This window comes from Lysinibacillus sp. UBA6686, from assembly GCF_002455205.1.
Classification (GTDB): domain Bacteria; phylum Bacillota; class Bacilli; order Bacillales_A; family Planococcaceae; genus Lysinibacillus; species Lysinibacillus pakistanensis.
This window is the reverse complement of record NZ_DKJS01000081.1, coordinates 45,325-66,937: the sequence shown is the minus strand read 5'-3', so window position 1 is coordinate 66,937 and position 21,613 is coordinate 45,325. Positions and strand designations below refer to the sequence as shown.

The following is a 21,613-nucleotide window of genomic DNA, read 5'->3' as shown; positions in this document are numbered from 1 at the left end:
GATAAATTTCACGCAAGGTTTATTTTTTATTCAGAAAAAACGATATCCCATTCATCACGTTTTGCTAAAAATTCTTTAGCTAATGCTTGTGCTCCTTCCAAGCTATGGCTTGCTGCCCAGCCACATTGCACCTCATTACATGCAGGAACCGCAGTTGCCTTTGTTACATCTGTAAATGTCTTTTCTAATATATCTAATAAATCCTCGTAATCATTATGATTAATCAATGATACATAAAAGCCTGTTTGACAACCCATTGGGCTAAAATCAACAATTTGATCTGAATAATTGCGAATAATGTCAGCCGATAAATGCTCTAAGGAATGTAATGCAGGCATTTCCATATGTTCTTTATTAGGCTGCTTAAAGCGAATATCGTATTTATACACTTCATCGCCATTTTTTCCTGATTTAACACCAGCTAAACGAACATACGGTGCTTTTACCTTCGTATGATCTAAATCAAAACTCTCAACATTTGTTTTTTCTTTCTGCAATGCACACAACTCCTTTAAATAGATTAAATTCATTATAACTAGTTTTCCGATAGAATTGTATGATTTTTATGAATTATAGAAAATATTTAGCAAATAAGAACTCTCGCTTAAAAATGAAAAAAACAACTAGCCAGGCTTGGACTAGTTGCTCTTTATAAAATGCTACTTATTTTTGGAACTTATTCATTTGTGCCATCATTTGACGTACTTGCTTTTCAGACGGCGTACGACCCATCTGCGCCATCATCATACGAATCATTTGCTCATTAATAGGTGGGTTTTCTTTTAAATATTTCATCATAGCTTGACGAGCGAAATAGAAACCAAGTGCCGCTCCCGCTGCTAATGCGATAATTACGATAATAATCCAGCCCCATGTAGGCATACAACCAACCTCCTCCACTACAATATACCGAGAAAAAACTCTCCACGCTCCATTATACACCAAATGATAGCGGGTTACTATATATTGTAGCGAATTTTGCTAGTGCATTGTATACTTCATAGGCTTTAGCCATCCACACTCATTGTCCTGTTTATTGAAGGCAATAAAACGCTCACTCATCTTCGCAAGCATCTGGAAAAGATCTAAATCGAGCATTCTGGATCCTTCACAGTAGACACAAATTTTACGTTCCACCAAATAGATTGCCATTTTCCCCTTTATAGGATGTTCTAAAAATAAGGCATTACGAGCTCTTTCTAAATGTGCATATTTGGAATCTAGTTGCACCTCTAGCATCGCAGCAATTTCATCGAAGCGAACAGATTCACATATATAGGCAAGCTCTTTTAAGGATTTCTCGTTAGCATCTTCGCAGCCCTGCATCATCTCTAATAACTTTCGTTCTCTACCGAAAATAAATGTTAAATGCTCTTCTTTTATTTTATATATGGAATAGGTTCTCACCAGAAATCCTCCTTCGTTCAAGTTTCTTTTTCATAAGTATAGCTCAAGCAACCTCCTTAATTTGTCAAACGAAGGAGGTATTCATCTTCTATTTTTGTCGAAAACCTTCTAGTTTCGGATCTATCAATGACATTATGACAGAACACAGTGTAAAGCCATTTTTAGCATGAATAAGTTGCCATATGACTGTGAAACTAGCTTATTTTTCCCCCATTATTGATTATAAAAGCCTTTATAGCAGGAGCTTAGACTGTTCTCAGCCTCAAGACCTAGAGTAAAATCAATTTCCAGTCCGTTTTAGAAGAGCTTTAGGAAAGGTACTATAAAGGTACAAACGAAAGGAGCTAAAACATATGAGAAAATTTCTTCTATTAACAGGAGGCATCGTTGCAGCATGTGTAGCACTTGCCTTAATCGGACCACTAGCAGGGTTACTATTTTCGGGGTTATTTGTAGCACTTGGTATGCACTTCTACATCGCAAGCAAATCAACATTTGGCAAAATCATTTGGTTCACAGTGGGTCTGATTGGTGTTCTTTCAGCCGTATCTAATATCCCAGCAATGATCGGATTAGCGGCGATCGCTATCATCTACGTGATCTATAAAAAATGGAATAACGAAGATGTTAAAATTCCAACAATTGAAGCAAAAGAAGAAGATCCGTTTACAAACTTTGAAAAAGAATGGTCAAACTTAACAAAATAAAAGGAGAGAGATTACATGAACTTATTTCAACGCTTTAAATATACAATAGAGGCGGACTTACATCAGGCATTTGATAAAAAGGAACAGAAAAATCCAATTGCCATGCTAAATCAATATATTCGCGAGGCAGAAAAACAAACGGAGCAAACAGGAACATTATTAGAGCGTCAAGGCCAACTAAAGGAAAAATTGGAGCAGGAGCTGAAACAAAACGCTGAGCTACTTACTAAGCGTGAAGCGCAACTAAAATTGGCTAGTAATAGCGGTGAACAGGATTTAATCGACTTTGCTACTGATGAGGTTGCTGCTTACACGGCACGAAATAATACATTACAAGCTAGTATTGAAGCAAGTACACGTGAGTACTTCGAGCTTGAGCGTAAATTTGAAACGATGAAGCACAAAATTAAAGATATGAAAGTGCGTCAATTACAGCTAATGGGCAAAGAAAACGTAACACGTGCGCACCATCAAATGGATGGTATGCTTGCTAAAAACAATAAAACGAACTTTGAGGATTTAGAAGCCTATATCGACAAGCTTGCTTACCAAATCGATAAAGATCATGAAGTCACTACTTTTGAGGCACGTCTTGCTCAGTTAGAAAAAAAAGCAGCGGAAGAAAACGCACCACTACTAATCGAAAATAAATAACATGGTATAATATAAAGAAATAAGGGATGCCTCTATTAGGAAGCATCCCATTTCTTTGAAGAAAAACTACTAAGGAAAACTAAATATACTTCAGTCAGAGGTTGTTGATTCATAACCCTTAAGTGACTGAATAAAGGAATTTTCATGATGAACAGAAAGTGGTTTAGTCATATGATTAAAATATGTCTTTTTGCTTTTATTATACTTCTATTATTTGCACTTATATTATTCGGTTATCGTTTTATTGCCCAACAGCGTATTCATCAAAAAAGTGCTGAAATTATCGAAAATGGCGGTATTAGTGAGCTCAAAGAAATAGCGATCAATGGAGATAAACAGTTTATCTTAGTGGAAGGGCAAGATAAGGAGAAGCCCTTTTGTTTATTCCTTCATGGCGGGCCAGGCTCTCCGTTTCCTTATGGTGTAAGTGCTCGAACATTGTATCCAGAAATAACTGAGAATTGTGTCTCCGTCTATTACGATCAGAGAGGTTCAGGGAAAAGCTATAATAAGGAACTATCTGTTACTACCATGAATCTATCTCAATTTACAGAAGACGCTAATCATATCGTTGATTATATTAGAGAGCATTATCAGCAGGAAAAAATCTTTATCATTGGTCAATCCTTTGGTACGATAATTGGTACTCAATTAGTGGCTAAATATCCCGAGAAATTCCACGCCTATTTAGGAATTGCTCAAATAACTGATATTATTAAAGGGCAGGAACTCGGTTATAGCTGGTTAAAAAATGAGGCCCAAGCAAATGAGGATGAGAAAACACTGCGCATTTTAGAGGATTTAGGAAAAGGGCCTTATCTAGCAGAGGATGAGGATCGATTTAGTGACCTAATTAATCGATTTAAAGGAATGAATTATTTTGATGAGACGATAGAAAAGGTTAATCTTTTTGATTTAATAAAAGGAGCTTTTACTTCACCAGATTACTCTTTACGGGATCTTTATAAGGCATTTATCTCTGGGCCTCAATTTAGTCTTGTTAAAAGCAAGTCATTAAAAGAAGAAATTATCCATACAAATTTTTTTGATACGATAAAAAGGATAGATGTACCCGTTTACATCATTCATGGTAAATATGATAAACAGGCAAATTATGAATTGGCAAAACAATATTACGAGCTTTTAGATGTGCCAAGTGGTAAGGAATTTGATTACATTGGAGCACTCTGCCCATTACCCAAATCAGCTCGATTCACCTATCATAAATGACACAATTAAAAAAATGCTAGAAAAACATTAACTTTGATTTTTAGAGAAGTTCGGCTTCTCTCATCAATAACTAGAAAGAAGGGTGACCCTCTTGCAAAATTTCACAACTAATAAGCTTACATTTTGGGTATTATGCTTCTTTTTACTCGTCTTTGTAGAGCTTACAATTTTTAATAATGGCGGCGCCTTTAGTCTATTGATTGGAGCTGGACTTCTTTACTTAAGTTTCTCGAAAAAAATTCGTTTCTTTAAATGGACAGGAATTTTCTTTATTGCCATTGCCCTCTTTACGATGTGGAGCCTGCGCCTGTTTATAGTTATCATACTGCTCTACATGCTTTATCAATATTTACAAAGAGAAAATGAAGCAAAGGTGGTCGGCTCAGAGCTATTTGATAAACTTCCTGCTACAAAAAATGAAATATTCGGTACGCTGCCTGCACCTATAGATGCCTATAAATGGCAAGATGTCCAAATTCAAAGACTTGCTGGTGATATTACAATTGATACAACACAAACCATTTTACCTGCTGGCACAAGTCTTATTACAATTCGTCAAGGCATTGGTAAGGTGCAAATTTATATACCTTATGAAGTTCCATTCCGTTTACACTATACAACACTATTTGGCGATATAACTTGCTTAAATATTGGGCCACAACGTCTACTAAATGAAAGTGTATGCTTCTCAGATGGCAATCCTGAAGATGCAAAGCGTACACTTGTTATACATGTTGCAACATGGCTTGGAGACTTGGAGGTGCTACGTAAATGATTGCCTTTATCTCAAGAATCTTTACGCTATTTTTCATTATAACAAGTGCGGCTTTCGGTCTCCTCGTAGCTGTTTGGGGTGAACCAAAGGAGAAAACCTGGGAACCTCTCTGGCAGCAACAATACGGCAATATGCCATTAGGTGGAATTATTATTCTCAGCATCTTTGGTATCAGTCTACTAATAGCGGGCTGGATTAGTATGACGGCTCGTGCTAGAGAGGCGCAGGCAACGCGCATTGTCAAACAATTAATTGAACCAGATTTTGTCTTACCCAAAAAGCAGCCATTGCCAAAGCCGCTGAAAAAAGCAATCGCGCAAACAAGCGAATTAATCGATACCCAACGAAAAAGCTTGCAGCGATTATCGAATGAACGTGCAGAAGCTAATGATAAAATCATACAAGAGCGCATTATTGCTGAACGTCAGCGCCTTGCCAGAGAACTACATGATTCTGTTTCACAGCAATTATTTGCAGCCTCCATGCTATTGTCCGCTTTAACGGAGAACGATGAAAATGCCACTAGCTTAAAGCAGGTTGAAAAAATTGTTCAACAGGCACAGCTAGAAATGCGAGCGTTATTACTACATTTACGCCCTGTTGCATTGCATAATAAAACACTTGCACAAGGTCTAGAGGAGCTCATTATCGAGCTTCAGCAAAAAGTATTTTTTCATATTGAATATGAGCTGGAGGAAATGTCTTTATCGAAAGCAGAAGAGGATCATTTATTCCGTATTGCACAGGAGGCATTATCCAATACGTTACGTCATGCAAAGGCGAGCGAGGTCGAATTAATGCTTGTTGCCCGAGATGATTTAGCCATTTTACGCATTCAGGACAATGGTCTTGGCTTTGATGTTGAAGCGGATAAATCTACTTCCTATGGCCTGCAAAATATTGCCGAACGAGCTGTGGAGATTGGCTGTATGTATAAAATTGTATCAGTGCCTGGGGAAGGTACAATCGTAGAGGTAAAGATTCCACTACAGAAGGAGGTCGAAGTAAATGATTCAAGTGTTAATAGTGGATGACCACGAAATGGTACGGATTGGTGTTTCTGCCTACTTGTCAGCACAGCCGGATATCACAGTTGTAGGTGAAGCTGAGAATGGCAAGGTGGCGGTCGAGCGTGCCCTTGCCCTTCGCCCCGATATTATTTTAATGGACAACGTTATGCCAATTATGACAGGGGCAGAGGCAACGGCTGAAATTTTAACAGCCTGGCCAGAGGCAAAAATAATGATGGTCACAAGCTTTTTAGATGACGACAAGGTCTATCCTGCACTAGAGGCAGGAGCCGTCAGCTATATTTTAAAAACATCCAATGCCAAGCAGATTGCAGACGCTATTCGTAAAACAATGGGGGGCGAAACGGTGTTAGAGCCTGAAGTGACATCTAAAATGATGCACCGTATGCGCCATGGCAATAGCACCCCACTTTATGAACAATTAACAGATCGTGAGATGGAAGTGCTGCTGTTAATGGCTCAAGGTAAGGCGAATCAAGAAATTGCGGATGACTTATATATTGCCTTAAAAACCGTGAAAACCCATGTCAGCAATATTTTAGCAAAGCTTGATGTCCAAGATCGCACACAGGCAGTTGTCTATGCCTTTCAAAATGGGCTGGCAAAATAACACCTGTTCAATCAACCCTTTTCATTGTAAAGAAACGAAACTGCATTTTTAGCAATGCAGTTTTTTATTTATTAAAAATCTCCTGTAGCTCTTGCACACTACTCACAATATACGTTGCTTGTGCATGCTGTAGTTCCTCCAATGATCCGAAGCCGTATGTTACGCCAATAGCATCAATTTGATTTTCTTGTGCGCCAGCAATATCGTATTTTCGATCTCCTATCATAATAAAATGCTCACGAGGAACCTCGCTAAAGCTTTCTAGAACAAACGCGATGATCTCACCTTTTGCGGATCGTGTGCCATCTAAATGACTTCCCACCACAAGGTCAAAGAACTGCTCAAGGTTAAAATAGCTTAAAATTTGTTCCGCAAAAATGGTTGGCTTAGAAGTAGCCACTGCTAATTGATAGCCTTGCTCCTTCAAATTCGCTAATAAGGAGGTTACTTGTGGATAAAGTTTATTTTCATACATGCCCTTTTTCGAAAATCGTTCACGATAATAAGCAATTGCTTGATGGATTTGTGCCTCATCCATCCCATATTGTTCAGCAAGAGATATTTGCAATGGTGGACCGATAAAAGTCTCAAGCCTATCCAAATCCTCCTCGATAATCTCCATCTTTTCTAAAGCATACTGAACCGATTTTGTTATTCCGATTTTAGGATCAGACAAGGTGCCGTCTAAATCAAATAATATTACTCTATAGTTCTTCATATCTCTACCCCACTTCTTCAAAATCTTCTCTAATTGTACACAGATAAGGAAATAATGGTAATATAAATTTTAAGGAAATTTGAACCTTCTCATTCTATTATCGTTATTACTTAGTATAAGGAGGAATTGTATGGAAACACATTTTACTTATAAACAATTTGTTACAAATCATTCGTTTTCTCTACTCGATCCTATTTTTGAGGTCATATTGCTGTTCGCTATTATATTGCTGTTGATTGTCTTTATTAAAAATGTACCAACTTGGTTTTGTCTTCTGTTTGCAGGACTTTCTACCCTTATTTCAGGTCAACTGCTTTGGTTTAGTGGTATTATAGCCGATGAGCTCAATATCGGAGGGAGTGCAAAGAGCTTCTTCATATTTATTGCCACTCTATGTATTCATGGCGCAGCTATTTGGATTTCCCTCATAAAATCTTCCAAAGATGAAAAAATACCGCAGCACTCAGAGGGTTTTTAACCCTACTGAGTATTGCGGTACCTCAAGATATTAAAGAGCTTTTACCTTCTCAACAACATTCTCTACTGTAAATCCATATTTCTCCATTACTAATTCACCTGGTGCTGATGCGCCGAACTTGTCGATAGCAAGAACGTCACCTTCAAAGCCAGTATATTTATGCCAGCCGAATGATGCACCCATTTCAATGGCAAGACGTTTTGTCACAGCTTTTGGTAGAACAGATTCTTTGTAAGCTGCATCTTGCTTTTCAAAGCGATCCATAGACGGCATTGATACAACTGCTACATCCATACCTTCTGCTTTTAATGCTTTTTGTGCTTCCACAGCAAGTGAAACCTCAGAGCCAGTTGCAATTAAAATTGCATCTGCCACGTCTTTTGAAGCTGGAGATACTGTATAAGCACCCTTCGCAACTCCTTCACGTACCGTATCAATAGATGCATTCAATACAGGCAAGTTTTGACGAGATAGCACTAAAACAGTTGGCGTTTTTTCTGATGCTACGGCAAGCTCCCAAGCAACTGCTGATTCATTTGCATCTGCAGGGCGAATAACAGATAGATTTGGCATTGCACGTAATGATGCAAGGTGTTCGATTGGTTCATGTGTTGGACCATCTTCCCCTACTGCAATCGAGTCATGCGTAAATACATACGTTACAGGAAGACCCATTAATGCAGAAAGGCGAATGGCTGGACGAACGTAATCAGAGAAGACGAAGAACGTACCACCAAATACATTTAAACCACCGTGAAGAGCCATACCATTCATAGCAGCACCCATTGCAAATTCACGAACACCAAACCAAATGTTACGACCAGCATAGTCATCCGCAGAGAAGTCGCCTGCCCCCTTCATCGTTGTTTTATTGGAGCCTGCAAGGTCAGCAGAACCACCAAAGAATGATGGTGTTTTCTTCGCAATGGCATTAATCGCATCACCTGAAGAAGAACGTGTTGCTACAGATTTACCTGCTTCATATACCGGTAACTCAGAAGCAAAGTCCTCTGGTAATTCCCCATTCATTGCTTTTTCAAATTGAGCAGCTAGCTCTGGGAATTCTTGTTTATAGGCTGCAAATTTAGCATTCCAAGCTTCTTCTGGCTGTGCGCCTTGCACTTCAGCAGCAGCATTAAAAGTATCGTAAACTTCTGCAGGAATTTGGAATGGTTCATGTGCCCATTCATAGGCTGCTTTCGTTAATACAACTTCATCTGTACCAAGTGGCGCACCGTGCGAATCTGCTTTACCTGATTTATTTGGAGAACCGAAACCAATCACCGTTTTCACTTCAATCAGTGTTGGTTTTCCAGTTGATTTTTTAGCTTTCTCGATAGCTGAGTTAATGGCTTCAACATCTGTGCCATCTGCTACTTTTAAATAGTTCCAGCCATATGATTCGAAACNNATCACCATCAAGAGAAATATCATTAGAATCGTAAAGTACGATTAATTTTTCAAGTTTTAAGTGACCCGCTAAAGAAATAGCTTCTGCTGCTACACCTTCCATTAAGTCACCATCACCACAAAGTGCGAATGTATAGTGATCAACAATGTCATGACCTGGTTTATTGTAAGTAGCTGCTAAATGACGCTCAGCCATTGCCATACCTACTGTCATAGCAATACCTTGACCTAGAGGACCTGTTGTAGCCTCTACCCCAACTGTATGACCATATTCAGGATGTCCTGGAGTTAATGAATCCCATTGACGGAAGTTTTGAATTTCCTCCATTGGTAAGCCGTAGCCACCTAGATGAAGTAAACTGTACAGTAGCATCGAGCCATGACCTGCTGAAAGTACAAAACGATCACGGTTAAACCATTTCGGATTAGCTGGATTATGGTGAAGTTGTTTTGTCCAAAGCGTATAAGCCATTGGCGCCGCCCCCATCGGTAAACCTGGGTGACCTGAATTTGCTTTTTCAATTGCATCGATTGACAATGTTCGGATAGCATTAATCGCTAGTTGATCCGCATGTTGAGTCATTTTGTTGTGACATCCTTTCTCGTCCTATATATTGTTCTTCTACAGTTTAGTCAACATTGTCACAGAAAACAATGCTTTTGTTATACTATTTACTCTTTGTAACATACTTTATCTTTATTCAGTAGAAAATCCAACCTCATTATAAAGTAATAGTTATAATATTTTCACAGCCATAAACCATATAAGGTCAACTGAATAAAGATAATGCCTCCGGCGGATGTCACGGATTTTGAATGGAGTGAATTGTGCTAACACAATTCAAAATCCGGACTCAATTACGCTGAGGCGTAATTGATCTAAATGTGTCACATTAATTTAGAAATTTATTTTTTTTCGCTTGTTTTACCTTTTCAGGTGTTACATCATTTCCTTCTATATCTACCACTTTTACATTTTCAATGGTATCACGCATAGTTGCTCTAAATGTATCTAAATACTCTTTACGAAGTGCTGTTTGCTCCTTCGCTTCTGCCTCCGATAATGTTCCATTCTTTGCTTTGGCAGAAAGTTCATTGATTCGCTTAATTTTTTCCTTTGATAACATAGTTACACACCTTTCCAGTACATATCTTAATGTATTTGGTATGCAAAGTATAGCATGTATTCCCTTAAAATGCAGTTATACCAACCCTTTTGCTTTAGTAAAAAATACCACAGATTACATGACTTTCGGGAGATAGATGTGTATAACTATAGTAGAGCCTTTAAAAATTTACTTGCATGGAGGAAAATACATGAAGATAGAAACAAATAGATTACTTATTCGGAATTTTAAGGAGGACGATTGGCTGGCAGTCTATGACTATACATCCGATAGCCAGGTGATGAAGTATATTCCTGAAGGTGTTTTTAACGAGGACATGGCTAAGAAGTTTGTATTAGACAATAGTGGCGATCAGGCAAAATACTTTCCAGTTACTTTAATAGAAGAGAATTTGATAATTGGTCATATTGTTTTTCATCAATATTTTGGCGACCATACATATGAAATTGGCTGGGTCTTTAATCCGAAATACTACAACAAAGGTTATGCTTCTGAGGCAGCAAAAGCTGTACTACACTATGGATTTAAGGAAATGAACCTTCACCGAATCATTGCCACGTGCCAGCCTGAAAATATTGCCTCCTATCGAGTAATGGAGAAAATCGGCATGAGACGTGAAGGATATTTTAAAAAATGTATCCCGAATGGTGATGAATGGTGGGATGAATACTATTATGCTGTTTTAGGTGAGGAGTGGGTATAGCAAATAAAAGTGAATATGATAGTGACTTCTAACAATTTACCAATAAAGATAAATACTAAATGCACTAGAAACCTTTTGGGCCCCCTTAGAGTTAGAATTTTATTATGCAGTTAATTGGCTGGCATACGTTCGGTATTTTACTGGACTCATGCCAGCCAGTTTTTGTTTAATTCGTTCATTGTTTCATTTTTCGAGATATTCATATTTTCTTCTATGAATATTATCGTCAATTATTAGTGCTATTCACTGAACAATATGAGGGTGAAAATTTACCTACAAATTTATAAAAATTGAATTATATAATTAATTAACAAATAAATAACTAAATTACCATTTATTTGTTTTCCGGAATGTATTATTATATAACTAAGGTTTTGTACAATTCCTAAAAAAACAAAAAGGAGCTAGGATTATGAAGAAGATAATCACCATCTTGACAGCATTATTTGCCGTATTTATTGTATTTGGGATTATGGGGAAAGCATCAGCATCTGAGTTAGATCAAGAACTAATGGAGGATTTTTCTTCCACTTTATTCACAGAAAATTCAATTGAAGAACACGAACATGATGCTTTTGTACATGATAGTATAACTGGAGATGAACAAATTACCGTTTTTGCTGTGTGTAACCATGTTGGTACTCTAAAAGAAACAAAATATGTTGGTTTTCATAGCAAATGTGGGGGCCCTTTATACAAGGTATATTGTAAGCCATGTGGTAAATTAGTAAATACCCTCTGTCTTTGTCCTTAACTAGACTCTCATTACGTGTAGATGAGAATGTAAGTTTTGAATTGATGTTTTCTAAAAAACAGTTTTTACCAAAAATGATACCATGGATTAAAAATACATGAAGTTTTCATAACTGGTACGGAATATGAGGTGGATTTTATAAACATTAATAATTTCAGTACATTTAATATTTTTACAAACAGCAAAATGAATAACGTTGTAGCTACTGTTCCAATAAAGACTTCTTTATTTGCAACAGTATTTAATGATTCTTTGAAAGAAAAGTCATCAGCAATAACTAATCCTAACGATTTGAAGTCTTCATTGGAATTACATCTTTTGGAGGACAAAGTTAATCAAACAGGTGAGCTTGAAGACAAGTATTGCTCACTGTGTGGTTCTATGATTGAAGATGATGGTAGTTGTCCATTGTGTATTGTGCCAATATTTATAACTGGTAACAGCAACCAAACATTTCAAAACCAAAATGTTTCACAAGTAAATAATTCCTATGTCGAGTTTGGAAGTAGAGTACACCACTTTTTTAGAAAGTAAAGAAACATCAATAAAATCACATGATACCAATTTAACATTTATGAAAAAAGCACCTATTTAGTTGAATGGGTGCTTTTTTGTCATTATTCGTTTTCAATCAATGTCTGTATAATTAACTATACAATACATTTCAAGAAAATCCATTTAAACTACCCGATAATGTGATAATTGAGAGCTTGTATTAATCATGCTCTTCTCTTTCATCAGTGGGATGATAAAAACTCCCACTGACCTTCCATTATTCACCTATTACCTTTTCCTGATGCTCCCGATACCTTCGATGTACTGTTGCCTTGCTGACATCAAAGCCTAAGCCTCGAAGCGTCATGGCAATTTCCTCGAATGTAAAGCCTTTGTTTCGAAGCTTAATAATTTCCTCTATCGGGACTTCTTTTCGCTCCTGCCCATTTGGATTTCCACGATTCGATAAATTATTTTCAGGTCTATAGCCCTTTTCCACCGCTCGACGCATACCACGCCGTATTTTAGCATTATGGATTCTACGCTGGTATTCCTCTACGATCGCTAATATTTCTAGCAGCATCGTATCCATTTCATTTAATTGTACAGGTCCTGCATCCCGCATGGAGAAAACATCTGTTTCTGTTTTTTGCAATAAATGCAGCACAGCCATTCTGGCATTCCCACGTCCTAAGCGAGTTTCATCCTGGACAAATAATGCATGAATTTTCTTTTCTTTAATGAAATCAAGCATTTCGAGTAAGCCATCTCGCTCCACATCATAGCCACTATGCTGATCTAAAAAAATGCCCTTTATATTGTAACCCTGCTCCTTGGCATAGCGCGTTAATTCTTCCTGCTGACGCTCAAGCGAGGAACTTTGTGTCTCTTTTTCTGTACTCACGCGGCAATAGATTACAGCCGATTGTTGTTTATTTATCATGGTTCATTTCTCGCAATTTCAATAGAGTTTATGGGATTGGCTTGGTTTCCCACCACTGGAATGACTAATGATTTACCTGCAATAATTTGAACATCAGGTAATTCATTTTCTGTCTTTACTAATTTAATCCAGTCTTCCTTACTCATTTTACCACGGTATTGCTCAGCTAACGACCATAGGCTATCGCCATGCTCGACTTGTATTTCCTTGTAAGTCACCTCACCAGGATCTGTTATGTAAAGGTATCCTGTAAACAGTAAGCAAGCCCCTAATAAAATGGAGATATGCGGATTTTTCTTTAACCAATTCATCATTATAACCTCTTTTCTAGAATGTTTGTTCGGAATGTATGTTCTTATAATAGTGCGAACAAATGTTTTTGTCAAACACTTTTCGAACCTATGTTTGCATAAGTGTTCGCATTCTGCTATACTATCTAATAAGTAGAAATAAAAGAAAAAAGAGGTGAGCAATCATGAAAAAAGTTTCGAAAAGACAAGAAGACATTTTAGCCTTTATTAAAGAAGAAGTACGCGCAAAGGGGTATCCACCATCTGTACGTGAAATTGGCGAAGCAGTTGGACTTGCTTCAAGCTCAACAGTTCATGGACATTTAGCTCGTTTAGAACAAAAGGGCTTTATCCGCCGTGACCCAACAAAGCCTCGTGCCATTGAAATATTGGAGCCAGAAGACTCGATCCAAAAGCAAAGTGTTATTCACGTCCCTCTTGTGGGTAAAGTAACAGCAGGTTCTCCAATTACAGCTATTGAAAATATCGAAGAGTATTTCCCGCTGCCAGATACTTATGGGACAAGTGAGGATCAATTATTTATGCTAGAGATTATGGGTGAATCCATGATTGAAGCTGGTATACTTGATGGAGACTTAGTTATTGTAAAGCAAAAATCAACAGCAGATAATGGGGATATTGTCGTGGCGATGACAGAAGAGGATGAAGCAACGGTTAAGCGTTTCTTTAAGGAAAAAAATCATTTCCGCTTACAGCCTGAAAACTCCACAATGGAGCCAATTATTGTCGATCAAGTTTCAATTTTAGGACAAGTTGTAGGCCTTTATCGTCGAGTGCACTAAAAAATATAAAATTTTTGGATGATTTTAAGAGGCTGATATGTTCCCTGATGAGCATATACCTCTTTTTCTTAATTTGAGACATAGAACAAAATACGATCTACATAGGGAGTGCATCCATTTGAAACAAAAAATTAAGCAGGCTGTACAAGAGGCTTATACGACAATGTATAGCTCCTTATACGATGAACAAATTTATGCGGCTGTTTTAGTGACAGATGGTGATTGTGGAAGCCTTTATTTAACAATGGGAACCGAAAAATCACTTATTGAAATTGGTCAGAACTATGAGGACGACCCCGAAAACTATCGTTTTTTAAAGGATGAATATTTACATTATGATGAAACGGATATGCTCGAAAAGGTAAGTCGTGAATTATTAGATACAATATTGCATATCGAAGACGAGGAATTTGTTAAACATAAAGAGATGCTTCATCAAGCAATGAGTGATACGATGTATGAATTGAAGCAGGAGGGCATTATCGACGAAAGCATTTTTGTTTTTATTTCGGTGACTGATGATGACCAGGATGAAATATTGGAGCTAACGTCAGCAAAGCGTTGTAATCCAAATCACCCCCTACTCCCTGCATTTATCCGTAATTGGCAGTATTAAATACCTTTACGAAGATATCGAACAAAATTTTTCGCCATCTTCCTTTATCAAAAAAAGAATCCACTTTACAATGGATTCTATGCCTCTAATTTGAATGTTAGGCTTGCCTTTATAAAAGCAGTAAATATTTTCTTTGACACTTCATCTCCTGCCATCGCCTGCTCTTCTGGATGCCACTGTACCGCCAGACAAAACGGGTGATCTTCATGTACGACTGCTTCTACAATTCCATCACTGGATTTGGCAGCAACCTTTAATTTCTCAGCTAATACGTTGACAGCTTGATGATGAAAGGAATTTACGGCTATTTTCTCTTTCTCGGTGATTCTGTTTAATAATGAATCAGGTGTAACCGTAACATAGTGGGTAGCAACACCCCGAGCTGCCTGCTGCATATGCTTTAATAATTTTTTACTATGATATTCGCTCTCCATATCCTGATAAATATTGCCTCCAAGGGCAACATTTAATATTTGAATGCCACGACATATACCAAAAATCGGCATCTTGCGAATAAAGGCTGCCTCGATTAAAGCAAGCTCTACAGAATCTCTTTCAGGGTGTACCTTCCCTAATTTGGGTGCAGGCTCTGCATCAAAGAGAAATGGATGGACATCACAGCCTCCCGACAGCAATAACCCGTCTGTCAAAGACAAAGCTTGTGCAACATCCTCCTCTATACCAGGTGGAATAATGAGCGGAATGCCCCCAGCTTCGATAATACTATTACTGTAGGCAGCATTTAATCTTGCTGACAAATCATCCTCCAAAAAGGCCGTTATGCCAATTATTGGCTTCACTTTATCCCCTCCATAATTTCAAGTTATCTCCTACCATAACCCAAGATACCAATTCATCAAGGCATCTCCATAAAAATAGACAACCATAGCCGCAATAGCAATGGATGGGCCAAATGGAATTGGTGTCTTTCTGCCCTGCTGTCTTGCCTTTAACACTATAATGCCAACAACCATCCCTATCACAGCAGCTATAAACAACGTTAAGAGTGTATTTAATGTGCCCAATACAAGCCCCAGTAAAAAGAATAATTTAATATCTCCCCCACCCATACCACCTTTTGACAGGACAGCTATACTATATAATATGCCAAAGCCAACAACTGCACCCAGCGCACTATCCCACCATGGTGTTAACGGTGAAAGTACACGTCCTATGAAAAGCAATGGGAGAAAAAAGAGCAGGACTTTATCAGGAATAAGCATATAGGCAAAATCTGATACTACGATAATGACGAGTAATGATATCAGCAATATAGCTACAAAAAATTCTACGTTAAAGCCTAGTTTCCAATAGGCAAATGCGAATAAAACCCCTGTAATCAGCTCCATTAAAGGATAAATCCAAGAAATTTTCTGTCCACAACTACGGCATTTTCCTCCTAGCCATACATAGGACAATACAGGTACTAAATCAAGGGCTGTTAGCTGCCTTTGACAATTTGTGCAATGTGAGGGTGGTCGCACAATGGACTCCTTGATAGGTACACGTAAGCCCACCACATTAAAAAAAGAGCCAAAAACAAGCCCAAAAATAAATACTGTCACGGTATAAGCCATTTCCATTTTTATGTCCTCCTAAACTAAGAGGCGCCCATACATATGAAGTATGCGCGCCTATCTTTATTCTTGTCCCTCGTAATAGAACGTCGTAATCTGTACAGTAGCCTTAATGATAGTATCCGCCTCTTTGTCCAGCTTTTCTTTCTCACCAGGAAGAGACATTTTAATCGTATCAATTTTCATCACTCGCTCAAGCTTTTCCACTTCTTTTAAAAAGGTAACCATTGAGTCAAATGTTAAGGCCCCAATATCAAAGGTAAAGGTTACTAGCTTTAGCTCTGGTGGAATGTTTTCCTGAGCAATCGTAGAAATAGGCGGAGTTTCCGTATTCTCTTGATTTTCCTCATTGACTTTTGCTTCTGCCTCAGCAACTGTATTCGTTTGACCCACATTGGCATCCGCCACAGGCTCATCATAATTATTAAAGGTTAGCGACTCCATGCGCGTACCTGTTACCTCTTCAATTTCCACCATATCCCTTAATATCTGTTCAACCGCTCTTACGCTAGGCACTTTTTTTTGCATCTCCAAAGTTTCCTGCATCGGAACCTCGAGCTGCTCATCAAACGAGGCAAGGGATTGCTCTAAGTTTTTAATCTCGGATTGCAGACTTTGAATACTAGCTTCCTTTGCTTGAACCTCATCCTTCTTTGGCAAAATAACATAATAATAGAGGGCAAACAATAAGGAGGCTATCAACAGGACAAGCAATAGTATGCCTGATTTCTTACTATTTAGTAATCTCGTCATGAGCTTCGTCCCCCTACCAGATACATAAAGTCAATAGTGGCTGTAATGGACACAGAGTAACGAGGCATCTGCTTAAATTTTTCCTCAGCAGGTAAGTCCTTGTCCTGCTCTCCTAGCTCAATGTCAAAATTAGTGATAGAGCCAATTTGGGCATCTGTAAAATAAGGGCTTGCTAATAAACGCTCGACATATTTAGAAATAGCTGTCATTGTTTCAAAATCTGCCTCAATTGTTACTTGGTTTGTGCCAAATGAATAGCTACGTAAATAGCTTGGACTTGGTAGCAATGCATTTGTTTCATCAATTAAGGGCGTTACGGGATAAGCAACACTTTGTACATATTGAACAGATTGCTTTAATGAGCCTGTATTTTGACTTTGCTTTGTGGCGATATCATTTCGTAGCTGCTCCTGTCTTTCCACTAATCGTCTCTCTTCTGCTGATAAATCCTTTAATGCTGTCCTAGCATCAAAAAATAGATAGGTCATAAACGCTAAAATAATAAGAATAATTGCTAGAATAATATAAATCAACAATGGCGAGGTTTTCCGCTTCTCTAATTTCGGTAAGAGGTTAATTTCTGGAATCATCCGTGAACCTCCTTCAAGGCTAGTCCAAGCAAGGAGGAAAACGCTCTTGTAAACTGTGGAAACTTCTTCTGCAGCATCTGATCATTTAACTCGGTTAATGGAACACCTAAATTGGCACGTAGAAACTCACTAATGGTAGGTAATAAAGGGTTGTCCCCTAAAATAATAATCTCATCAACAGATTTTTCACCCTTATGTAAAGAAAAGCGAAAGAAGTTCATCATACGATCAATTTCCAGCACCTGATCCATAACAATCATCCGGTAATCCTCTAGCTCTCCATTATATTGAAAGTTATAGCTATATTCGCCCTGTGCCTTGCTTTCCCATTGCTCCATATTCGTATCAATGGACTGATAGCGTAAAAATTCCACATTGCCCTGTGAAAATATGCTAATGGACAGCTCATTAATAGACCATTCTGCAATTAAATAGGTTTTATCCATCTCCAATAGCTGCAAATGGTGCAATAAACGAATATTACAAAGAGCACGGATATCCGCTGCCTCTGGCTCCAGTGCAATATCGAGGAGCATCGCCACAATTTTATTCACTTCCTCTGAGGGCGCGGCATATAATTGTGCCTTCCCATCCAGCGGATCAGCATCATAAACATCAATAAGGGGCTCCTGAAATGGGAGATGAATCGAGTGCCCAATCTCCATTTCCGCATAGCCTCTAAGCTCCTCTGGCTTCAAGTCATGAGGGACATCAAAGCTTTTCAAAAGAACAGACATATCCGGCACAAACATTCGAGCCAATTGTTTTTTGCCAGCCCATTTCGCGACCTCTTGATTCATCGATTCAAATAAAGCGACCTCATCATGGATAATGCCATTTTCAACAATGCCATGTGCTAACGGCAGCTCATAATGCCGCCAACGTGAAGGATCAGGCCCTTCCGCCACAATGGCACGCAGAACATAATCCTTCAATTCGAGGGACACATACGATTTTTTCTTTCTCTTCAACATGCGAAAAGACCCCCTTTTTTTAAGCTACTTCATAGGTGAATTAATTAGTCATCCATTTCCCACCCAGAAATGCATGTAGTACGCATTTCTGGGGAAGTTAGGAAAACCAATTATTTAGTTTCAGTTCCTACTATATAGGCACTTTTAATATCGCTACCTTTTTTAGTATCTTTATTAATAGCATCAAGTGTTGTACCATTAAATTCAATATTATAAGGAAATACTTTTGTAACAATAGTAGATAGTTTAAGATCATCCTTTGCAACAGATGCAGTATCTGGTAATTTACCTGTAGACTTTAAAAAACCTTTTTCCCTCAAAGTAGCAGCAGTTACAGAAGTAGCTGTTGAATCTGGAGTATCTGTATAGTATAAATTCGCTGCATTTATGACATTAATTGCATCTGCCTTTACTGCCGTATAACGTGAATTTTCAATAATATTGCCAATCGCAGGAATAGCAATTGCAGCAACAATCGCTAAAATAACGACAACTGCTAATAATTCGACAAGCGTTAAACCCTTCTGATTTTTCAAAAGCTTTTTGTTCAATAATTTTTTGAACATACCCAATTCCTCCTTAATATTTTTTCTATATGAAGTGTGTCGACACGTACTTCCTTCTTAAAGATAGGCAATTCAATACTGCACTAATATATTGATTAAGTGTTAGCCTATTAGTCTAGAAAATTAATCAAAAATTCTACTATTACATATTTTCGTATAGCTGGAACATCGGTAAGAAAATCGCTGCAACAATAATTCCCACTACCGCCGCCAGTACTAAAATCATTAATGGCTCAACAAGTGACTTCAGGGTATCAACTGAACGATCCACTTCCTCCTCATAAAAGTCCGCTACCTTTTCTAGCATATAATCGAGTGAGCCTGTTCGTTCACCGATAGCAGCCATTTGTGAGACAAGCGGTGGGAATAGCCAGCTTTTTTCAAGCGGCTCGGATAAAGTGCCACCCTTTTCTAAATTATCACGAGCCTCTACAACCACCTTGGCAATAACAGGATTGCCTGCAACCTTTTCAACGATGGTTAAGGCATTTAGGATTGGCACAGAGCTACTGAATAGTGTAGCTAATGTTCGGGTCATCCGAGCAATGACGCTTTTTTGCATTAATGGACCAAATATAGGCATCCGCAAAATCGTAATATTGATTGAATAATTAAAGTCTTTATTTTTTTTATATAAAAGGTTAAAGACAACAACGATAATCACCATGGCTAAAATCACAAAATACCAGTTAGCGATAAGCCAATCACTTATCCCAACGACAATTACTGTCAGCAAAGGCATCTCCAAATCCATATCCTTAAAGGTAGCCATAAAGGTTGGTACAATAAAGACCATTAAAAACAATCCAACACCAATTGTTAAAATAGATAAAATCGCAGGGTATGTAAGTGCCGAAGTTATTTTCCTTTTAATGCTATACTGCTTCTCTAAAGTATTGGCTAGTCGATCCAATGTATCGTCAATACTTCCTGTAGCCTCTCCGGCACGCATCATATTCACAAATAAAATTGGAAATGCCTTTGGATGCTTGGCTGCGGCGTCTGAAAAGGCTGTACCGCTCCGAATGTCCTCCTCTACCTCCAGCAAGGCCTTTTTTAACGTTTTATTTTTGGTTTGTGCGGCTAAAATTTGGGTAGCCTCTACAACGGAAATACCAGCACGTATTAATGTGGCATACTGGCGGCAATAGACAACAAAGTCCTGATGCTTTACCTTTCGTGCAATCGCAAGCTCCTTATGTAAAATACTAGTCGATTCCTGTACCTCACGCGCATTAATGCCTTGCTTTCGTAGCTTATCAATCGCAGCCTGTTTATTTGATGCTTCAATAACACCCTTTTTCTGTACGCCTGCTTTTGTGCGCCCATGATAGCGAAATACGGTCAACTATATTCCCCCGCATTCATATACGGTCTAGCATCCTCAAGTGAGATTTTCCCTGTTGTAATTAACTGCTGGATCGATGATTGAAACGTATGCATCCCTAGTGCCTTACTTGTTTGCATTACACTCGGAATTTGATGTACCTTTTCATTGCGAATTAAATTCGAAATAGACGGTGCCTGCACAAGAATTTCTGTTGCTGCAATACGTCCCTTTACATCCTTGCGAACAAATAATCTTTGTGAAATAATACCCTGCAGCACATTGGCTAGTTGTACACGTATTTGTGCCTGCTGATGGGGAGGAAAAACATCGATAATACGGTCAATTGTCGTTGGTGCACTACTTGTATGTAGCGTCGCCATCACTAAGTGACCCGTCTCTGCGGCAGTGATTGCTGTAGAGATTGTTTCATAGTCACGCATTTCCCCTACTAAAATAATGTCAGGGTCCTGACGTAATGAAGCTCTTAAACCATTGGCAAAGCTTTTCGTATCGACACCGACCTCACGCTGATTAATAATGGATTTTTTATGAGCGTGTAAGTATTCGATCGGGTCCTCCAGTGTAATAATATGCTTTGCTCTTGTTTCATTGATGTAGTCAATCATGGCAGCTAATGTCGTGGATTTTCCAGAGCCGGTTGGACCTGTTACTAAAAGTAATCCCTGTGGCTTTTCTGCAAGTTGATAGAGCACCTGTGGCATATTTAACGTTTCAATCGAAGGTATTTTTGCCTCGATTAAACGAGCCGCCACTGATACCTCATTTCGCTGATGATAAGCATTCACACGAAAACGACATTTCCCAGGTAGAGAATAGTTAAAATCCGTCTCCCCCTTCTCCTCGAATTCCTGCTGCTTATGAACGGGTAAAATCGTTTTCACCATCTCTAATAAATTGGCACTTTCTAATGGCTCCGTGCCATAGTGCTCAAGCTGACCGTGAATTCGATAAACAGGTGGCACCCCTTTTGTTAAATGTAAATCAGATGCCTTCACTTCAAAGGAACGATGTAATAACTCAATAATTGAATATGCTGTCATTGGGCTCACCT

Annotated in this window: 27 protein-coding genes and 2 pseudogenes; 12 read left to right on the top strand and 17 right to left on the bottom strand. The window is 38.3% G+C overall.

The genetic code is table 11. The features are described from left to right. Nucleotides 1-26 precede the first annotated feature (26 nt). From B2R82_RS22100 to sirA, 3 genes are all read right to left on the bottom strand, one after another. Complete coding sequence (locus B2R82_RS22100) at nt 27-530, bottom strand: S-ribosylhomocysteine lyase (RefSeq protein WP_286927084.1); 504 nt, start codon at nt 528-530, stop codon at nt 27-29. 133 nt (nt 531-663) lie between these two features. Continuing rightward, a complete protein-coding gene (locus tag B2R82_RS22095; RefSeq protein WP_004232154.1) occupies nt 664-882 on the bottom strand; it encodes a YneF family protein in 219 nt (72 codons plus the stop codon). Between the two features lie 99 nt (nt 883-981). After that, nucleotides 982-1,407, bottom strand: coding sequence for a sporulation inhibitor of replication protein SirA (gene sirA, locus B2R82_RS22090; RefSeq protein WP_054772231.1), 426 nt, complete (start codon nt 1,405-1,407; stop codon nt 982-984). 353 nt (nt 1,408-1,760) lie between these two features. Between sirA and B2R82_RS22085 the strand changes: the two genes are divergently transcribed. The 6 genes from B2R82_RS22085 to B2R82_RS22060 all read left to right on the top strand — a co-directional run bounded on the left by B2R82_RS22085 (nt 1,761) and on the right by B2R82_RS22060 (nt 6,414). Further along, complete coding sequence (locus tag B2R82_RS22085; protein WP_286927083.1) at nt 1,761-2,114, top strand: ABC transporter permease; 354 nt, start codon at nt 1,761-1,763, stop codon at nt 2,112-2,114. Between the two features lie 15 nt (nt 2,115-2,129). Then, on the top strand, nt 2,130-2,768 hold the full coding sequence (locus B2R82_RS22080) for a PspA/IM30 family protein (RefSeq protein ID WP_286927082.1): 639 nt from the start codon (nt 2,130-2,132) through the stop codon (nt 2,766-2,768). 171 nt (nt 2,769-2,939) lie between these two features. Then, entirely contained in the window at nt 2,940-3,998 is a 1,059-nt protein-coding gene (locus tag B2R82_RS22075; RefSeq protein WP_286927081.1) for an alpha/beta fold hydrolase, read from the top strand. A gap of 91 nt (nt 3,999-4,089) precedes the next feature. Next, entirely contained in the window at nt 4,090-4,773 is a 684-nt protein-coding gene (liaF, locus tag B2R82_RS22070) for a cell wall-active antibiotics response protein LiaF (protein ID WP_283871296.1), read from the top strand. After that, nucleotides 4,770-5,807, top strand: coding sequence for a sensor histidine kinase (locus B2R82_RS22065; protein ID WP_286927080.1), 1,038 nt, complete (start codon nt 4,770-4,772; stop codon nt 5,805-5,807). Before liaF ends, B2R82_RS22065 begins: the two co-directional genes overlap by 4 nt. Then, nucleotides 5,782-6,414, top strand: a complete 633-nt coding sequence (locus tag B2R82_RS22060; protein ID WP_054772235.1) for a response regulator — start codon at nt 5,782-5,784, stop codon at nt 6,412-6,414. The genes B2R82_RS22065 and B2R82_RS22060 overlap by 26 nt, the downstream gene beginning before the upstream one ends. A 64-nt stretch (nt 6,415-6,478) precedes the next feature. Here B2R82_RS22060 and B2R82_RS22055 read toward each other — a convergent pair whose 3' ends face one another. Further along, nucleotides 6,479-7,132 carry an HAD family hydrolase gene (locus B2R82_RS22055; protein ID WP_286927079.1) on the bottom strand — a complete coding sequence of 218 codons (654 nt, stop codon included), beginning with the start codon at nt 7,130-7,132 and terminating at the stop codon, nt 6,479-6,481. A 130-nt stretch (nt 7,133-7,262) separates the two neighbouring features. Here B2R82_RS22055 and B2R82_RS22050 point away from each other — a divergent pair, with 130 nt between their 5' ends. After that, a complete protein-coding gene (locus B2R82_RS22050) occupies nt 7,263-7,610 on the top strand; it encodes a hypothetical protein (protein WP_286927078.1) in 348 nt (115 codons plus the stop codon). 30 nt (nt 7,611-7,640) lie between these two features. Here the strand turns inward: B2R82_RS22050 and tkt are convergent. Both tkt and B2R82_RS22040 read right to left on the bottom strand, forming a co-directional pair. Continuing rightward, nucleotides 7,641-9,603: pseudogene (tkt, locus tag B2R82_RS22045) on the bottom strand (transketolase). Nucleotides 9,604-9,913: 310 nt separating this feature from the next. Then, complete coding sequence (locus B2R82_RS22040) at nt 9,914-10,147, bottom strand: DUF896 domain-containing protein (RefSeq protein WP_286927076.1); 234 nt, start codon at nt 10,145-10,147, stop codon at nt 9,914-9,916. A 190-nt stretch (nt 10,148-10,337) separates the two neighbouring features. On the opposite strand from B2R82_RS22040, the gene B2R82_RS22035 reads away from it, so the two are divergent. Then, the gene (locus tag B2R82_RS22035) at nt 10,338-10,850 is read left to right on the top strand and encodes a GNAT family N-acetyltransferase (protein WP_286927074.1); all 513 of its coding nucleotides are present in this window, start codon (nt 10,338-10,340) and stop codon (nt 10,848-10,850) included. 102 nt (nt 10,851-10,952) lie between these two features. Here B2R82_RS22035 and B2R82_RS24125 read toward each other — a convergent pair. After that, nucleotides 10,953-11,033: pseudogene (locus tag B2R82_RS24125) on the bottom strand (IS3 family transposase); the annotation flags it as partial. Between the two features lie 229 nt (nt 11,034-11,262). Between B2R82_RS24125 and B2R82_RS22030 the strand changes: the two are divergent. Both B2R82_RS22030 and B2R82_RS22025 read left to right on the top strand, forming a co-directional pair. Continuing rightward, nucleotides 11,263-11,604 (top strand): hypothetical protein, encoded by a 342-nt coding sequence (locus B2R82_RS22030; RefSeq protein WP_286927072.1) that lies wholly within the window; start codon nt 11,263-11,265, stop codon nt 11,602-11,604. A gap of 186 nt (nt 11,605-11,790) precedes the next feature. Beyond that, a complete protein-coding gene (locus tag B2R82_RS22025; protein ID WP_286927071.1) occupies nt 11,791-12,138 on the top strand; it encodes a hypothetical protein in 348 nt (115 codons plus the stop codon). 238 nt (nt 12,139-12,376) lie between these two features. Here the strand turns inward: B2R82_RS22025 and B2R82_RS22020 are convergent, their stop codons facing one another. Both B2R82_RS22020 and yneA read right to left on the bottom strand, forming a co-directional pair. Next, nucleotides 12,377-13,042, bottom strand: coding sequence for a YneB family resolvase-like protein (locus tag B2R82_RS22020; RefSeq protein ID WP_286927069.1), 666 nt, complete (start codon nt 13,040-13,042; stop codon nt 12,377-12,379). Further along, nucleotides 13,039-13,353: a cell division suppressor protein YneA gene (yneA, locus tag B2R82_RS22015; RefSeq protein WP_054772316.1), complete on the bottom strand. Its 315-nt coding sequence runs from the start codon at nt 13,351-13,353 to the stop codon at nt 13,039-13,041. Before yneA ends, B2R82_RS22020 begins: the two co-directional genes overlap by 4 nt. 164 nt (nt 13,354-13,517) lie before the next feature. Between yneA and lexA the strand changes: the two genes are divergently transcribed. Further along, nucleotides 13,518-14,135: a transcriptional repressor LexA gene (lexA, locus tag B2R82_RS22010; RefSeq protein WP_283871287.1), complete on the top strand. Its 618-nt coding sequence runs from the start codon at nt 13,518-13,520 to the stop codon at nt 14,133-14,135. Between the two features lie 118 nt (nt 14,136-14,253). Then, nucleotides 14,254-14,751, top strand: a complete 498-nt coding sequence (locus B2R82_RS22005) for a DUF4303 domain-containing protein (protein WP_286927068.1) — start codon at nt 14,254-14,256, stop codon at nt 14,749-14,751. 77 nt (nt 14,752-14,828) lie between these two features. On the opposite strand, the gene B2R82_RS22000 is transcribed toward B2R82_RS22005, so the two are convergent. The 8 genes from B2R82_RS22000 to B2R82_RS21965 form a co-directional block, all read right to left on the bottom strand. After that, nucleotides 14,829-15,551 (bottom strand): gamma-glutamyl-gamma-aminobutyrate hydrolase family protein, encoded by a 723-nt coding sequence (locus B2R82_RS22000; RefSeq protein ID WP_286927067.1) that lies wholly within the window; start codon nt 15,549-15,551, stop codon nt 14,829-14,831. 30 nt (nt 15,552-15,581) lie between these two features. Further along, nucleotides 15,582-16,334, bottom strand: a complete 753-nt coding sequence (locus tag B2R82_RS21995) for a prepilin peptidase (RefSeq protein ID WP_286927066.1) — start codon at nt 16,332-16,334, stop codon at nt 15,582-15,584. A gap of 57 nt (nt 16,335-16,391) precedes the next feature. Beyond that, nucleotides 16,392-17,081 (bottom strand): hypothetical protein, encoded by a 690-nt coding sequence (locus B2R82_RS21990; protein ID WP_286927065.1) that lies wholly within the window; start codon nt 17,079-17,081, stop codon nt 16,392-16,394. Further along, nucleotides 17,078-17,671, bottom strand: coding sequence for a PilN domain-containing protein (locus B2R82_RS21985; RefSeq protein WP_286927064.1), 594 nt, complete (start codon nt 17,669-17,671; stop codon nt 17,078-17,080). Before B2R82_RS21985 ends, B2R82_RS21990 begins: the two co-directional genes overlap by 4 nt. After that, nucleotides 17,668-18,645, bottom strand: a complete 978-nt coding sequence (pilM, locus tag B2R82_RS21980; RefSeq protein ID WP_286927063.1) for a type IV pilus biogenesis protein PilM — start codon at nt 18,643-18,645, stop codon at nt 17,668-17,670. The genes B2R82_RS21985 and pilM overlap by 4 nt, the downstream gene beginning before the upstream one ends. Before the next feature lie 110 nt (nt 18,646-18,755). After that, entirely contained in the window at nt 18,756-19,211 is a 456-nt protein-coding gene (locus B2R82_RS21975) for a prepilin-type N-terminal cleavage/methylation domain-containing protein (protein WP_286927062.1), read from the bottom strand. Nucleotides 19,212-19,353: 142 nt separating this feature from the next. Beyond that, nucleotides 19,354-20,559, bottom strand: a complete 1,206-nt coding sequence (locus B2R82_RS21970) for a type II secretion system F family protein (protein ID WP_286927061.1) — start codon at nt 20,557-20,559, stop codon at nt 19,354-19,356. Continuing rightward, entirely contained in the window at nt 20,556-21,602 is a 1,047-nt protein-coding gene (locus tag B2R82_RS21965; protein WP_286927060.1) for a type IV pilus twitching motility protein PilT, read from the bottom strand. The genes B2R82_RS21970 and B2R82_RS21965 overlap by 4 nt, the downstream gene beginning before the upstream one ends. Between the last annotated feature and the right edge of the window lie 11 nt (nt 21,603-21,613).

Coding starts and splice junctions, on each gene's coding strand:
- B2R82_RS22100 (WP_286927084.1), bottom strand. CDS start 530: ATGAATTTAATCTATTTAAAGGAGTTGTGTGCATTGCAGAAAGAAAAA.
- B2R82_RS22095 (WP_004232154.1), bottom strand. CDS start 882: ATGCCTACATGGGGCTGGATTATTATCGTAATTATCGCATTAGCAGCG.
- B2R82_RS22085 (WP_286927083.1), top strand. CDS start 1,761: ATGAGAAAATTTCTTCTATTAACAGGAGGCATCGTTGCAGCATGTGTA.
- B2R82_RS22080 (WP_286927082.1), top strand. CDS start 2,130: ATGAACTTATTTCAACGCTTTAAATATACAATAGAGGCGGACTTACAT.
- B2R82_RS22075 (WP_286927081.1), top strand. CDS start 2,940: ATGATTAAAATATGTCTTTTTGCTTTTATTATACTTCTATTATTTGCA.
- B2R82_RS22065 (WP_286927080.1), top strand. CDS start 4,770: ATGATTGCCTTTATCTCAAGAATCTTTACGCTATTTTTCATTATAACA.
- B2R82_RS22060 (WP_054772235.1), top strand. CDS start 5,782: ATGATTCAAGTGTTAATAGTGGATGACCACGAAATGGTACGGATTGGT.
- B2R82_RS22055 (WP_286927079.1), bottom strand. CDS start 7,132: ATGAAGAACTATAGAGTAATATTATTTGATTTAGACGGCACCTTGTCT.
- B2R82_RS22050 (WP_286927078.1), top strand. CDS start 7,263: ATGGAAACACATTTTACTTATAAACAATTTGTTACAAATCATTCGTTT.
- B2R82_RS22040 (WP_286927076.1), bottom strand. CDS start 10,147: ATGTTATCAAAGGAAAAAATTAAGCGAATCAATGAACTTTCTGCCAAA.
- B2R82_RS22035 (WP_286927074.1), top strand. CDS start 10,338: ATGAAGATAGAAACAAATAGATTACTTATTCGGAATTTTAAGGAGGAC.
- B2R82_RS22030 (WP_286927072.1), top strand. CDS start 11,263: ATGAAGAAGATAATCACCATCTTGACAGCATTATTTGCCGTATTTATT.
- B2R82_RS22025 (WP_286927071.1), top strand. CDS start 11,791: ATGAATAACGTTGTAGCTACTGTTCCAATAAAGACTTCTTTATTTGCA.
- B2R82_RS22020 (WP_286927069.1), bottom strand. CDS start 13,042: ATGATAAATAAACAACAATCGGCTGTAATCTATTGCCGCGTGAGTACA.
- yneA (WP_054772316.1), bottom strand. CDS start 13,353: ATGAATTGGTTAAAGAAAAATCCGCATATCTCCATTTTATTAGGGGCT.
- lexA (WP_283871287.1), top strand. CDS start 13,518: ATGAAAAAAGTTTCGAAAAGACAAGAAGACATTTTAGCCTTTATTAAA.
- B2R82_RS21995 (WP_286927066.1), bottom strand. CDS start 16,334: ATGGAAATGGCTTATACCGTGACAGTATTTATTTTTGGGCTTGTTTTT.
- B2R82_RS21990 (WP_286927065.1), bottom strand. CDS start 17,081: ATGACGAGATTACTAAATAGTAAGAAATCAGGCATACTATTGCTTGTC.
- B2R82_RS21985 (WP_286927064.1), bottom strand. CDS start 17,671: ATGATTCCAGAAATTAACCTCTTACCGAAATTAGAGAAGCGGAAAACC.
- pilM (WP_286927063.1), bottom strand. CDS start 18,645: ATGTTGAAGAGAAAGAAAAAATCGTATGTGTCCCTCGAATTGAAGGAT.
- B2R82_RS21975 (WP_286927062.1), bottom strand. CDS start 19,211: ATGTTCAAAAAATTATTGAACAAAAAGCTTTTGAAAAATCAGAAGGGT.
- B2R82_RS21965 (WP_286927060.1), bottom strand. CDS start 21,602: ATGACAGCATATTCAATTATTGAGTTATTACATCGTTCCTTTGAAGTG.